The 12,609-nt window shown below is 58.1% G+C and carries 20 protein-coding genes and 2 pseudogenes; 11 read left to right on the top strand and 11 right to left on the bottom strand.

Translation table 11 applies throughout. From position 1 onward, the window contains the following. Positions 1-315: 315 nt before the first annotated feature. From SAZ10_RS33430 to SAZ10_RS33410, 5 genes and pseudogenes are all read left to right on the top strand, one after another. Positions 316-524 (top strand): annotated as a pseudogene (locus SAZ10_RS33430) (cold-shock protein). Between the two features lie 237 nt (positions 525-761). Next, positions 762-1,061: a hypothetical protein gene (locus SAZ10_RS33425; protein ID WP_318613877.1), complete on the top strand. Its 300-nt coding sequence runs from the start codon at positions 762-764 to the stop codon at positions 1,059-1,061. 173 nt (positions 1,062-1,234) lie between these two features. Next, a complete protein-coding gene (locus tag SAZ10_RS33420; protein ID WP_318613876.1) occupies positions 1,235-1,477 on the top strand; it encodes a hypothetical protein in 243 nt (80 codons plus the stop codon). Between the two features lie 329 nt (positions 1,478-1,806). Further along, the gene (locus SAZ10_RS33415) at positions 1,807-2,013 is read left to right on the top strand and encodes a DUF3606 domain-containing protein (RefSeq protein WP_318613875.1); all 207 of its coding nucleotides are present in this window, start codon (positions 1,807-1,809) and stop codon (positions 2,011-2,013) included. After that, positions 2,010-2,510, top strand: coding sequence for a hypothetical protein (locus SAZ10_RS33410; RefSeq protein ID WP_318613874.1), 501 nt, complete (start codon positions 2,010-2,012; stop codon positions 2,508-2,510). The genes SAZ10_RS33415 and SAZ10_RS33410 overlap by 4 nt, the downstream gene beginning before the upstream one ends. Positions 2,511-2,694: 184 nt before the next feature. Here the strand turns inward: SAZ10_RS33410 and SAZ10_RS33405 are convergent, their stop codons facing one another. The 5 genes from SAZ10_RS33405 to SAZ10_RS33385 all read right to left on the bottom strand — a co-directional run bounded on the left by SAZ10_RS33405 (position 2,695) and on the right by SAZ10_RS33385 (position 5,543). Continuing rightward, positions 2,695-3,123, bottom strand: coding sequence for a hypothetical protein (locus SAZ10_RS33405; protein ID WP_318613873.1), 429 nt, complete (start codon positions 3,121-3,123; stop codon positions 2,695-2,697). Between the two features lie 855 nt (positions 3,124-3,978). After that, a complete protein-coding gene (locus SAZ10_RS33400; protein ID WP_318613872.1) occupies positions 3,979-4,164 on the bottom strand; it encodes a hypothetical protein in 186 nt (61 codons plus the stop codon). Between the two features lie 70 nt (positions 4,165-4,234). Continuing rightward, the gene (locus SAZ10_RS33395) at positions 4,235-4,504 is read right to left on the bottom strand and encodes a DUF1488 domain-containing protein (RefSeq protein ID WP_318613871.1); all 270 of its coding nucleotides are present in this window, start codon (positions 4,502-4,504) and stop codon (positions 4,235-4,237) included. 476 nt (positions 4,505-4,980) lie between these two features. Beyond that, on the bottom strand, positions 4,981-5,283 hold the full coding sequence (locus SAZ10_RS33390; RefSeq protein ID WP_318613870.1) for a hypothetical protein: 303 nt from the start codon (positions 5,281-5,283) through the stop codon (positions 4,981-4,983). After that, positions 5,280-5,543, bottom strand: coding sequence for a hypothetical protein (locus SAZ10_RS33385; RefSeq protein ID WP_318613869.1), 264 nt, complete (start codon positions 5,541-5,543; stop codon positions 5,280-5,282). The genes SAZ10_RS33390 and SAZ10_RS33385 overlap by 4 nt, the downstream gene beginning before the upstream one ends. Positions 5,544-6,502: 959 nt before the next feature. Between SAZ10_RS33385 and SAZ10_RS33380 the strand changes: the two genes are divergently transcribed. Continuing rightward, positions 6,503-7,333 carry a nickel-binding protein gene (locus SAZ10_RS33380; protein WP_318613868.1) on the top strand — a complete coding sequence of 277 codons (831 nt, stop codon included), beginning with the start codon at positions 6,503-6,505 and terminating at the stop codon, positions 7,331-7,333. An 87-nt stretch (positions 7,334-7,420) separates the two neighbouring features. Here SAZ10_RS33380 and SAZ10_RS33375 read toward each other — a convergent pair whose 3' ends face one another. Next, positions 7,421-8,161, bottom strand: coding sequence for a Crp/Fnr family transcriptional regulator (locus tag SAZ10_RS33375; protein WP_318613867.1), 741 nt, complete (start codon positions 8,159-8,161; stop codon positions 7,421-7,423). 183 nt (positions 8,162-8,344) lie between these two features. On the opposite strand from SAZ10_RS33375, the gene SAZ10_RS33370 reads away from it, so the two are divergent. Beyond that, entirely contained in the window at positions 8,345-8,581 is a 237-nt protein-coding gene (locus tag SAZ10_RS33370) for a hypothetical protein (protein ID WP_318613866.1), read from the top strand. Here the strand turns inward: SAZ10_RS33370 and SAZ10_RS33365 are convergent. Next, positions 8,547-8,840, bottom strand: coding sequence for a transposase zinc-binding domain-containing protein (locus SAZ10_RS33365; RefSeq protein WP_412535349.1), 294 nt, complete (start codon positions 8,838-8,840; stop codon positions 8,547-8,549). The genes SAZ10_RS33370 and SAZ10_RS33365 overlap by 35 nt on opposite strands. Here SAZ10_RS33365 and SAZ10_RS33360 point away from each other — a divergent pair. After that, on the top strand, positions 8,814-8,939 hold the full coding sequence (locus SAZ10_RS33360; protein WP_318613865.1) for a hypothetical protein: 126 nt from the start codon (positions 8,814-8,816) through the stop codon (positions 8,937-8,939). The two genes, SAZ10_RS33365 and SAZ10_RS33360, sit on opposite strands and share 27 nt — an antisense overlap. On the opposite strand, the gene SAZ10_RS33715 is transcribed toward SAZ10_RS33360, so the two are convergent. The 4 genes and pseudogenes from SAZ10_RS33715 to SAZ10_RS33345 all read right to left on the bottom strand — a co-directional run bounded on the left by SAZ10_RS33715 (position 8,888) and on the right by SAZ10_RS33345 (position 11,325). Continuing rightward, entirely contained in the window at positions 8,888-9,013 is a 126-nt protein-coding gene (locus SAZ10_RS33715) for a hypothetical protein (protein WP_412535348.1), read from the bottom strand. The two genes, SAZ10_RS33360 and SAZ10_RS33715, sit on opposite strands and share 52 nt — an antisense overlap. Before the next feature lie 16 nt (positions 9,014-9,029). After that, positions 9,030-9,774 (bottom strand): annotated as a pseudogene (locus SAZ10_RS33355) (tyrosine-type recombinase/integrase); the annotation flags it as partial. A 227-nt stretch (positions 9,775-10,001) separates the two neighbouring features. After that, a complete protein-coding gene (locus SAZ10_RS33350; protein WP_318613864.1) occupies positions 10,002-10,406 on the bottom strand; it encodes a response regulator in 405 nt (134 codons plus the stop codon). Between the two features lie 268 nt (positions 10,407-10,674). After that, complete coding sequence (locus SAZ10_RS33345; protein ID WP_318613863.1) at positions 10,675-11,325, bottom strand: hypothetical protein; 651 nt, start codon at positions 11,323-11,325, stop codon at positions 10,675-10,677. Positions 11,326-11,646: 321 nt separating this feature from the next. Here SAZ10_RS33345 and SAZ10_RS33340 point away from each other — a divergent pair, with 321 nt between their 5' ends. The 3 genes from SAZ10_RS33340 to SAZ10_RS33330 all read left to right on the top strand — a co-directional run. Next, positions 11,647-11,901 (top strand): hypothetical protein, encoded by a 255-nt coding sequence (locus SAZ10_RS33340; protein WP_318613862.1) that lies wholly within the window; start codon positions 11,647-11,649, stop codon positions 11,899-11,901. A gap of 12 nt (positions 11,902-11,913) precedes the next feature. Next, positions 11,914-12,174: a DUF1488 domain-containing protein gene (locus SAZ10_RS33335; protein WP_318613861.1), complete on the top strand. Its 261-nt coding sequence runs from the start codon at positions 11,914-11,916 to the stop codon at positions 12,172-12,174. Between the two features lie 253 nt (positions 12,175-12,427). Beyond that, positions 12,428-12,609: cold-shock protein (locus SAZ10_RS33330; protein WP_318613860.1), on the top strand; the 182-nt coding region annotated here is incomplete at its 3' end.

The raw sequence follows: 12,609 nt of genomic DNA, 5'->3' as shown, positions 1-12,609 counted from the left end.
CCCTGAACTTTTGCATCCTGCGGTCCTGCAGCCACGTCGTCCGGTTCATCGACCCGCCTCCTCACGGAGACAGAAAACCGGACAACTCGTGTGCTACCTAACCCGGACAACTCATCTGCTACCGACAATATGTGTAGCCGGAGTCTTGTTTCGAACACTCCACAGGCCTATATCGCGAGTGTCGATCTTGCTTGTCGAATGTTGTTTACGGCGCGCACTCTGCCTTTGGCGATTTTCCTCTCTCAAAATCGATCTTAATCGTTTGTCGTGCACTGCGCGCGGCGGGCGATCAACTATGACCGAAAGGAAATCGTCATGAATACTGGAACCGTGAAGTTCTTCAATGCGACCAAGGGCTTTGGCTTCATCGAGCTGGCAACGGCCAGCCGGACGTATTCGTCCACATCTCCGCCGTCGAGCGCGCCGGCATGAGCTCGCTTGTCGAGGGCCAGAAGCTCAGCTTCGATGTCGTGAAGGACAACCGCAACGGCAAGAGCTCGGCCGAGAACCTTCAGGCTGCATAACCAGACTGCGCTTCTGGGTCTTTAACCACGGATGTACTGGCTCTGATCATCGAGGCGCATAGGAGAGGCCGGGACCGCCCGGCCTTTTTGTGATCCGGTGTGGCGTCCACCGACCCGACTGTCCTCGCTCCGGGCCGGGAATGCTGATACGGTCAAAAGTGTCGGCAGCTTGTTTCTGGGCGCTGTCGGTCGAGGGTGGCAATCCTGGGGGCCCTCAATCCGAAAGGAGGTCGCCGCGTGTCTTCCGCCAAATACCAAAAGCAATATCTGACATCGGCCGACATGAGCATGATCATGCGCGTGCACACGAAGGTATGCACGAGCAATTCAATCACTGCCCGCAGCATCGGTGCGGAGCGCATCGCGGCCTTGCTCGTCCGGGAGTTCCAGTATGGCGTGAACAAGGAACCTGACCTTCTGGCCGCCTTCACCGCGGACGACGCATTCAGGCTGAGCGTTCCGGTGAGCCGGATCGATCAGTTCATCGGCAATGCGCTGAGCCGATGGGAAGTGGACCATGCATCGCCTCGCCATTGACCCCTCGTCTCCCGTCACGGATGGCAATCACATGAGATATCTGGCACGGCTGAACCTCGACCCAGCAGCGTGGCTCCTTAGCGCGCTTGTCGGCGGCGTGCTTGTTACATTTCTTTATGTCGTCTTCACCAGCATCACATTCTGATCGAAGTCGATCGCCCTAAGGATCGCGGATGAGCAATGTCGTCACTCTTCACCGCGACAAGCGCTGGAAGGCCGTCATCGAGTACCGCACCGAGGAAGGCGCGAAGAGCATCGAGCACTATTTCGAGGAGATCTCGGAACTCCACCTCATCATCGAGCACGGGCCTGACTGGAATTTCCTGATCCGGTGCACCGTCACCCTCAACCGTTCCGATGGCGGCGAGGAGCAAAACAGTGCGGAAAAAGCGCTTCGGCAGGAGCGGCAGCATTAATGCTTTCGCACGCTGGCCGATGTGCGATCATCCCACGTCGGTAAGAAAATTGGACAGCCGTGATATCTCGCGGACCAGTCAGCACCGCGCCGTGTCAGGGCACGCGCCCTGCCCTGCTCGATGACCAGTTCGGTTCGAGAGCCGTCATATTTGATTCGTGCAGCCAGTCCGTCGGCGGCTCCTCGACTAAGTTCGCCAGCTGCAGTTCGATGGGCTGAAGCCGCCCCCGTGCCTTCAGCTTGGCAGGCACTCTGTTTCCCCCGCCCCGAGGCGAACCATGCCACAGGCCGCGGATATTCCGGAACCAAGGAGCCAGCCAGCCGCTTTCCTTGTGGATACGAAATGAGGCCGACAATGGCCGACGAACGAAGAAGGACAGGCACGACCGCGAGCGGGTAGCCGGAGGCGAGAACTATGAAATAAATTATCTCATGAAGAGGACCGGGGTCAGACGGGCCGAGGCGATTGGGCTGATCCGTCAGTTCGGCAATGACCGAAAGACGCTGGAAAAGGAAGCGAAGAAGCTCCTTCGATGAGCAGCGCTCCACTCAGAGACCAACTCAAGTTCCCGATCGTAAAGGAACTCTACATTGCCATGCGCAATCTAGGTGCCAAGCCGATCCTCCTTCGGATCGTTGGAGACTATAGCGGCACACTCACCCACGACAATGTCCTCGAGCAGCTCTGTCTGTGGAACATGTACCCCGGCGCAGGCGGCTCACCTCCGGAATTCGCCGACGAAGAGACCGCAATCCGACACCAACTCTATCTCGCCTTGGTCGCGCTCGAAGCGCCTGTCGAGCTGCTGGGCACCATTGGCAGCTGGGGGGGCGACACCCTGGACGGCGAAGTGCTGGCGGACCTGCGCAGGTGGAACGCTACGGCAAGTATCTCGAGTATGGTTCCGTTCACTAACCAGCTGTTGGAGCTAACGATGGCTGACGAAAACGAAACCCCTCGCATGACCCAGCGGGAAGCGCAGGAAGCCCTCGAGAAGCAAGTCACTCAGCTCAAGCCAGATGTAAGACGCTGAAAAGGAACTGACCGAAAGTGCCGAAGAGACGGCCGAAGAAATCAGCGGTTGGTACGATGGAGCTGCTGAGGGTGCTTCGCTAGCCGCTCAGGGACTAAAGACGCCCGGCTGCACCCTGACTCATTGTAAAGCCAACCGAGGAGCTTGTGAAGCGGATGTTCTTTCCGCCTCGGAAAGACGAAAGTCACTCATGGCCGTTAAAGACGTCGAAGACGCCGAAATCGGAATTAAGTGCCCATCCTGCTCCTACGAGATGGTCGGGAAGGTCCGATGGGTGCGAAGCCACACCCAACTTGAATGCTCCGCATGCGGCATGATCATCGATATCGAAAGCAAAAACTTCCGGGATATTGGTGATCAAGGGCGAAGGCGGTAGGACGCCAGGTCCGCCATCGTAATGTCCGGCGCTTCCGCGACCCCACGCAACAGAGATGGCTTCAGCTTCGAGCGGCGCTTGCCCTTCTTCGGTGCTACACTGCCCGTCGCGGCATAGCGTGCCGCGATCCGTATTGCCGAACTCGCGGATACGGCAAACTTCTCCGCAGCTTCCGCCGCGAGTTCCCCTTCGAGACATGACTAAGATACGCTCACGCAGATCGATCGAAAGCGTCATCGCAAATCACCCGGACAATGATGATATCTGGAGCAGCTGAACGTCGCCTCGAGAGCGTTAACCCAAGTCCTTGTCGCCGACGTTCTTGTTTGCGTTTCTTTATGTCGTCGTTGTCCGCATCAGGTTCTGATGGAACGACGGTCACCCTAAGGATCGCGGACGAGTAATATAGTAACTCCTCATCGCGACAAGCGCTGGAAGTCAGTCATCGAGTATCGCACCGAGCGAGGTCCGAAGAGCATCGAGCGTTATTTCGAGGAAGTTTCGCATTTCCACCTTATCATCGAGCACGAGCCTGACTGGAATCTCCTAATCCGCTGCACCGCGACCTCAACCGTTCCGATGGCGGCGAGGAGCAGAACCGCACAGAAAAGGCGCTTCAGCAGGAGCGACAGTGGCAGTGTTGATGCCTCGCTCGCTGGCCGATGTGCGTTCATCCTCACTGCGTGACTTGCTGCTCGCTGATCAACGGGGGAGTGGCCAATCGCTTCTCACGGATGCGGGCATGACGCAGACGTTCCTCCGCCACCCGGATCTCGACATGGTACTCGTCGGGATTCCCCTCCCTATGTCGGTGAAGGCAGTTTCCCATAGATCGAGCTCGCGCTTTGCCAGTCGTATCTCCTCTCGCGCAGCTGTGAGTGCTGGGGTGGCAGCGATAGTCTCACCCCTCAAATAGCGCGGCACGGCAAGGACTTCTGCTGACATACGCAACCTCTCGTGCTGTGGCGAGTCTCTCGGTTTTCGGCCTGCCCGTAGATTGTCGCTTGCACTAATCTTATCGGCTCTGCTCCAGGCATTGGACGCTGCATCAGGATTTGCCATATGTGTCTCCTTCTCAGCTCGCGGATCTGCTTAGCCGGACTCTTTCAGCGCTGCTGCGAGCGCCTCGTCGGCGTCGTGATCAGTCTCAAACAGCGCAAGGATTCTCGACGCGAGCTCTTCATGCTCCAGCGAACCCTCCACGACACTGAGCCGTCGTGAAGCTTCAGCCAGGACGCCGCGCATGTCCGACAATGAAATAGGAATGACGTCTTTCATGGCAGCTTCCCTTTGTCTTCGTTACTTTTGCACCTTAGGTCGTTCGGTTGAGGCAGCCATATACTCCCTCTTACAGGAAATCGGCGGCGGTGAATGTGTAAGAGGTGCGGCGGCCATGGGAGTAGGCCTCGCGCGCAACGCCGTGGATCGAACCGCGCGCGGCATCAAAGGCCGCTAGGTATTCTGCTTCCGACGCTGTTGTTCCGCCCGATTTTCCGACGAGTGCGGCCGCCTCGACAAAGAACGGCACCTCGAACATGCCATCGTAGCCGACGAAGCGTACCGCATTCCTTGCTTCGTCGAAGCTGCGGGGGCTCCGGTTGGGAAAATCCAGCGTCATGATCGCATCCCGTCGCTTTCTTCAGCCTTTGGACCGAAGGCCGTCGACGGGCTCAGCTCCCTTCGCCGTCTCTGGCCGCGAAGATTGAGAGACAGCATACCCTCGGTGGCGCTCGACCGGCTCAATCCGGTCGTGGAACGACCGCCGATATCCGCTGGGACACCTGTAAAGACGTGATAGATGCTCCAGGAGCCGTCTGTTTCTATGCGACGCCCATAGTGCTGATCCATGGAGTCACAGCCGGATGCTCCGCCTTCGTTGTCCCAAATGCTGATCTCCAGGGCATGCTGCCTGCTTTCAGTTTCATTGGTGTGTGCGTTCATGATGGTTGCTTTCCTTCAAAACCGTCGACGGCGTCGAACTTGCCCGAATAGAGCTTCGTCCCATCATCATCGGTTATCGACATCGCATCGGGAGGTTGCGGCATGTTGGGGGATCAGCGATAGCGCTCGCGATACCGATCGTCTCACCGAGCCCTAACCGCCGCTGAATGTTTTTTGGATGAGAGCTGCGCTCTTATCGGACGGCAACACCTCGGCGGGTTCGAGGCCATCTTCCGTCGTCACTCGCTCATAACGCTCGTCGTCGCTGCGAATACGGTATTGCGGCGAATCTCCACTCGGCGGGAGCATTCGGGTGACGCGATAGATTTCCGCATCTTTTGGAACGTTTCCGAAGCGGCCCCTCATTCGTACGGCCTGTCCGACCACAAAACGATGGGTTGCAGCCTCGTGTCGGATATGGCGCGCGGTATGTGGCACAAGGGATCCAGTGCTCATGATTGTTTCTGGTCCTGTTCCAATGCGGCATCGAGGAAGGCAGGATCGATCGGCACCATCTGCTGCGTCGGGCATACCGTGGAGATCGCGGGCAGATGGATAAAGGTGGCCACACGCCGCCACGCCAGATGAGACGCAATCTCGATCGGCTCCTCGTCATGGTCGACGAGATATTCCCCGGGCGGCTGCGGCGCGTCGAAGCCGGGCAACGAAAACGCCGACTGGAAGCGAACGATCTTCTGTGTGGTGCGGTTGTTCATCGCTCTTCTCCGTAAGATCGCGCTGCTGTGTGTTCAGCGCCGCTCCCATTCGAGCCTTAGCGATCATCGTGCTGGCAGAATACGTCCGTGGGCAGCAGGCCGTTCACATCAAGGTTCACGGCGGGGCATGCAACGTCATATCGGCGTCATGCATTTTCCGCTCTCGAGATTTGGGGCATGGATGGCGGGGTCTCTGACACCGCGAAGCCAAAATCGGGCAAATCAACGAGTATTGGATATGGGAGTTGAATGAACTGAAAACAAGGAGAATGCTGACTTTTTTTGCCATTGAATTTTCGTCGGCTTCTACTGGCAAAATTTTGTTTCCGAGAAATCCGAAATTTCAGGAATTAATTCTTTTCACTTCTTTTATTCGAGCTTCAAGAGCGCTATATATTACACGTGGTCGCCCTACGCGTAGGCCACGGAAAGCATCCAATGAAAACCCGATTACTTCAGGATTGCGTCGTCATCCGGCGCGCGAATGGCGACGTCACATCTACCTTGTAGAGGTCGCGTGCCGTTGCGCTGCAGGACGCTCCATCGAAGCGGCTACGGTCAGAGGGAAAATCGCAGACACTCCCCCAGGGCGGCGGCGAGCGGTGGGGGATGGGAAGGGCAAATAACTAACAATAGGAGATTGTCATGCGTGGTTATGTTCCATCCAGAATATACCTGTATAACTACGGGCGATTGCTCGCCAATGTTGCAGTAACTGCGGCGATAGTGATCATCGTTTACTCAATCCTGTTTGGCGGCACCTGACATCCAGCAGTTTAACTACCCGGTCTTATTGCCCTGTGATCCGTCCGGTCAAAGGCAGTTCTCGTGACCGCCCCCACCGAAGGAAGCGACGCCATGGCCTCCACTTTTCTCGATGGCAGCGGTACGTGTCGTCGGCGGACATGACTAAGCTTGATCGTGCATCGCTGAGTCCGCCGTGACGAATGGAGGGCGAGATGCCTATCTTTATGGACAGACATAATCTGAAGGGTATGACCGCCGGGGATCTTGCCGAGGCCCATCGGAAGGATCTGCAGGTTCAGCGGAAGTATGGGGTAAAGTTCCTCACATATTGGTTCGACGAAGCACGAGGTACCACTTTCTGCCTCGTGGATGCGCCAGACAAAGACACGGCGCAATGCGTGCACCGCGAAGCGCACGGCTTTGTCGCGGCTGACATTGTTGAGGTTTCCCTTTCGGCGATAGAGGCGTTTCTAGGCCGCATCAATGATCCAGAGCCTCCCTCCGGCTCTTCGTCCCCCTCCATGGACCCTGGTCATCGGGCGATTATGTTTACAGATATCGTCGGCTCTATGGAAATGACCGCACGTCTTGGTGATCGGATGTCAACCGAACTGGTGCGGGCTCACGACTCGGTAGTGCGACGCTCTCTCAAGAAATCGGACGGACAGGAGGTGAAACGCACGGGCGATGGCATAATGGCATCGTTTGTTGCCAGCACCGCGGCCGTTGATTGCGCCATCTCCATTCAACGGGAGTTTAAAAAGTACAACAAAGGAAACCCCGAGCCGATTCACATCAGGATTGGACTGGATTGTGGTAACCCTGTCGAGGATAGTAATGATCTATTCGGTGCAACTGTTCAGCTCGCGGCCCGGTTGTGCACTTCCGCCTCGCCAGATGAAATCATTGTTTCAGAAAATATCGCGCGCGAATGCGGACATTCAGATGTTTTCCGGCGGCTGACACCTCGGCAGCTAAAAGGAATGGCGTTGCCAACAATGTCCTTTCAGTGTGCCTGGGACCTCTCGATCCCCTACGAGTAATCAGGAGAAGTTTATGCTCCGGCGTCCGAACGACTGGATCCCTGCCCAGTAGCAGAGCTTGTGAGTGAAGGGACGCGACTGTTCAGGTCAGAGCTTTAGGATAGGCGTATCGTGATCCAGATAGCCGATATCGAAGCCGGTAAGTTCGGCAAGCCGCCCCTTGTCGACAAAAGTGACTATGCCTCCTTTTAACACGAGAAGATCAGCCTCGCGCAACTGGCGAAGGACGCGGTTAAGATGAATGGCGGTGATCCCGAGTGCATCTGCCAGCACGCTTTGGGATAGAGGACATTCGTAGCTGTGGGCCGAACCCAGCCCTACAAGGTTCATCCGGGTGCCAAGCTCCAGCAGGAAATGAGCGGTACGCGCCAGGGGATCCCGTCTGCCGATGCTGACAAGATGCTCGACAACCATGGCTTCGTCTCGCGACGCGGCCCACAGCAATGCTAACGCAAGACGCGGGGCCGAGCGGAACATTTCCCAGATACCTTGCGTGCTGATCTTGCTCACTTCGACATCGGTCAGTGTCACGAAACTGTGATCCGATGTTCGCAACAGCAGGCTTCGAAGCCCCAGAAAGTCACCCGGTATCTGAATGTCGATGATCTGGCGTCCGCCATCGCGCAGTCGCTTGTAGGAGCACGCCCATCCTTCATGCAGGACATATGCTCCATGCTGCTGCTGTCCTTCGTAAACTACGTCAACGCCTTTGGGCATTCTCGTTCGAGGACCCTGCATCCTGGCAAGCATGATCGTCTCTTCTGGCCGCAAAGCTACAAAAGCTCCGAGCTTGTTGATGATCGCCCTTCCCTCGAAAGCTTCGTCCAATCTAGCCCCGCCGATTTCTCACGCTAGAAATAAATTTCATTTTACTGCCGAAGCACGTGACCTGTGTTGATCTGGATTAGCGCCGGGCATCTGCAAGTCCGGTATGATAAAGCTTCGATCGCGCACGGATAAGCGCGACATCGCTTCCCTGCATGGATCGAGAATATGCGAAGGAGCCGAATCGTGCTCACTGACCTTGAAATTCGTGGAACCGCCGCGTTGTCCATCTGTGAATCGCTGTTGCTGTGCCTGACCGATACCAAGATCTTGAGCGAGGGGGAGGTTGAAAAGGTCATGCGTGATGCCGCTGAAGCACATATCAAAGCTGAAGGCGAAAGTGACAATCCGGAGCTGCACAAAGCGGTTTCGAATTTGATAAACACGATCATCGAAGGTGGCAATTCAGTGCGCCGTCCATAAATGCCGGGAGGCAGCGGGTGCTGCAGTCAGGGCCTCGGCGGCCGCCTTCAACAGGATGGTGTAGACGACCGCCTTGTTCTGGAATGCGATGGCGTCGACGGGTGCGGGGGACGGTGAAGACGACATGGAAGTAGGGCACGGGCAGGAGTTCGCTCTCCCGGGCAGCAAGCCACCGGGTGCGTGCTGGCCCCTGGCACTTCGGGCAGTGCCGTTGCGGCAGGAGTTGTAGGCGATGCGCGAGGCCCGACTTCCCGCGCAAGTCTCGAGATGGCCGCCGGGGGCGACCGTCCGGCACCACGATGGCGCTTATGACGCGACGCTCGATCCGACCGAGATGACTGTCGTGACGGGGATGTAGTCCTCGCCGTGGCGGCGCAGCACGTCTGCGAGTTCGAGGCGGGAGCGTGTTGTCCGGCGGGCAGGATCGCGCATGACCCGCGACCCGAGCTCACCCAGGCGGCAGTGTCACCTCCAGGGTCAGGCGATCGAGCGGGCTCGTCGTCGCCCGGATGACGTGGGTCACCACCTCTGTGTAGCGCGCCGTCGAGGACAGGTTCTGGTGCCCGAGCAGGACCTGGATGATGCGGATATCGGTTCCATTCTCCAGGAGATGCGTCGCGAAGCTGTGGCGCAACGTGTGGATCGTCACGCGTTTCGTCAGGCCAGCGGCCTTCGCCGCCGAGCGGCATGCCGCATGCAGCACCGTCGGCGAGAGCGGATGGCCATCGTCACGACCAGGAAAGAGGTAGCGCGGCGGTCGGGCGAAACGCCAATAGGCCTGTAGGATGCCCAACAGTTTGCGGCGACAGCATCACATGACGGTCCTTGCCGCCCTTGCCGCCGCGCACCGCAATTATGCCACGGGCGCTGTCGATGTCCTCGACGCGCAGGCCGACCACCTCCGAGGTCCTGAGTCTCGCCGCGTAGGCAGTGGTCAGTTCGGCACGGCTCTTGAGACTGGGCACCGCCTCCAGGAAGGCGACGACCCTCATCGGCGCTCAAAACGACCGGAAGCTTGCGCGGTTCCCGCGCGTAGGGATCCGCTCGGGGACCGTCGCCTGCCCGAGCGTCACGCCGTAAAAGAACCGCAGCGCGCACACGATCTGGTTCAGCGCCGGCCACGAGATGCCGGTCGAGACCAGGTGCACCTGGAAGGCACGGACGTCCTCAAGATCGAGCCGGTCCGGTGAGCGGGCGGCTTCGTTCAATCCTGAATCAAATCACGTCAGACGAGACGTGCATTAGTGACCGCAAGTTCCCACACATTCCAAGTGGTGCAAATTTGGCGCACTGGAGGAGATGAAACTGGGCACCGTTATGCCATCGTTTTGCAGGGGAATTTCAAACTCGCATCGGTGGCGATCTTCAAGTCGCCGTCCTCTCCTGGCGGATTGTTTCCCCCGAGCCGAGAACGGAACCTTCATGTCTCGACACCCAATTCAGCCAGCGTTCTGCGCAGGTCATTGGCGCCGAGCGGTTTCCTCATGAATCGGCTGCCCTCGGCCATGTCCTCCGCATTCGGACGCCTCTGGCCCGACACGACGATTAGCTGACAAGGCGGCCAACGGTTTCGAACCACAAAAGTCAAAGCGAGGCCGTCCATCGTCCCTGGCATCTCCACATCCGTAACCACCGCAGTGATGGCGGGATCGGATTCCAGGATCACAATCGCCTCGTCGGCATTGGCCGCTTCACAAACCGAGAACCCTATTTCCTCCAGCATCTCCGCCAAATCCATGCGGATAAGGGGCTCGTCCTCGACAATGAGAATTTTGGCTGCAGGGCGGGAGGTCACTAGGGGGCTCCACATGATGCTGAATTGCATCCAAGCCCCCGTGCATCGGGAATGGCAGCTCGCTGCAAGTTGAAGAAACCGCGCGCCTGACCCTTTGTTCCATCCGCGCTGAATCTTTGTGGTCCGGCAATAGCTCGCGCATTTCGAATACAATTGTCGTCGCACTTTCGTCCGACGTCGCGCTCAAGGATCCGCTCTGTGCCTCAGCAATCTCCGAGTAGCTCTCGGCAATTAGCGGAGAGCCGGCGGATTCCTCAGTTCGGTTGCCGACTGTGGGGGACGCTGTTCGTCCGTCGCGTCAGCTTGACGTATTGTCGGTGCCCTGTGTTCGGCCGGGTATGCGGAAGTTTCTGCTTTCGATGTCGATGGTCCGCCCGCAGCGAAGGCATTCGAGTTGCGTATGCTTGCGAATCCAGCCGATGCTTTTCCTGAGCTCATAGTTGCAGGCTGGGCAGATGATCGCGATCTCGTCGCCTTCGTAGCTGTTGCCCGACAATGGGTTCATCCTTCGCTTGACGGCGGGAAGCCTGGCGTGAAAGCCGGCAGGACCCGGCACAGCTTCCTTCGGCAACTGGCTTGTACCCCGCGACGACACGTCGTTACCTTGCTGCACCCTGAGGTGCGGATAAGATAATTGAAGCTTGTGAACAGCGCAAATGGCAAGCCGTCGATGATGAGCGAGAGAAGGATGATCCCTCCCAATCACCGGCGCCCGGACCATGGCCGACAATACTTGATGCTGACAGCCGATCATGCCGACGCAAGGCTCAAGGCCCAGCAGCTGCTTGAGCGCGAAATCGGTTGAATGTGAGCGAAGGCGAGAATAGGGCCGAGCCTCAATTGGAACGCAATCGTGGTGTTTAGTGAATAGTTGATTTGGCCGAAATGGCTCTTCCGCGGTGTCAGAGGCCTCCGACCCGCCATCTCCCTCCGGATCCTCGATTGTCAAACGCGCGTTGCATGACGCGACGCGTCGGAAACGAACATCCGCATTCGTCTGCGCCCACGATCGCGCGGCTAGCGATCAATGGGCAGGAACGGATCGATATGGCCCCGCCCGCGAACCCTCGACGCGCTGCGACGAAGGATGGATGGCATGGGCAGCCTACTGGCCCAGCGCGGCGCTGAACGGCGCGGTCGTGTTTGTCGTCGCCGTCATTCTCGCCGGTCGCTTCTGGTGATCCGGAATGAACGGACATCGCCGGTCAACGACCGGACCGCGCGATCCGCATGGTGCAATCCCCGATCGAAATGACGAAAGGATAAAACAATGCATGCCGAGCGAAACAAACTGGAAGCGAGGAAGGATGACTCCTGCGGTGCGCTGTACGGACGGCGCGTCGAAATGGATCGCAGCTGGACCGTCTACAACGTGTTCACCGGCATCTCGGCCGAAGCCGGCCTCGGCGCGATGTCAAGTCTGAGCCGCGCCGACGCCACGGACAAGATGGCGTTGCTCAACCGGCGTCCGCACGTGCAGTGCGTAGCACGCTTCTCACCGGGCGCATCCCTGCCGCCAGCGTAGCCGAGACTGGCCATGACGCTCATGTTCCCGAACGGAAGCCGAAGCTTCGACGAGGAACGGCAAGGTGTGCGCTTCGTCGCCTATGACGGAATGTTCGAGGTTCCATTCCTCGTCGAGGCTGCCGCACTTTCAGATGGCCGTTCACCTGGATCAGAAGATTCTTGCCTGGCTGCCTTCGACGCTACCCGCGCCTCGATCCGAACAGCCGCGCTCAAGATCTACAAAGGCCGGCGGGCCGCCATCTACGTCATCGGCGCTGCGGACCTGCCCTGACGTGCGGGGGAGAGGGAAGCCCGCATCCGGCTGCAGCACTGTCGCCGCATTCGCAGAACAGATTTATTTTCGCTCGCGCCTTGTTTCGATCACTGTCGTGGTCTACGTATCTAAAGTATCGGTCTTGCTTGTCGAACTTTGTTTCCGGCGCTAAGCGCCTCGGCGATCTTCCTCTCTCAAAATCGATTTGATCCGTTTGCCTTGCAAACTGCTTGGCAAGCAATTTTCTGTCAACGATCGAAAGGAAATCGTCATGAATACTGGGACCGTAAAGTTCTTCAACTCGGCCAAAGGCTTCGGCTTCATCGAACTCGGCAATGGCCAGCCAGACGTCTTCGTCCATGTCTCCGCCGTCGAACGCGCGGGCATGAGCTCGCTCGTCGAGGGCCAAAAGGTCAGCTTCGACATCGTGAAGGACAACCGCAACGGCAAGAA

It is taken from the genome of Mesorhizobium sp. BAC0120 (assembly GCF_033542235.1).
Lineage (GTDB): Bacteria > Pseudomonadota > Alphaproteobacteria > Rhizobiales > Rhizobiaceae > JAWRCU01.
Note: the sequence above shows the minus strand (reverse complement) of the source record. Positions and strands in the feature narration are given on the sequence as shown.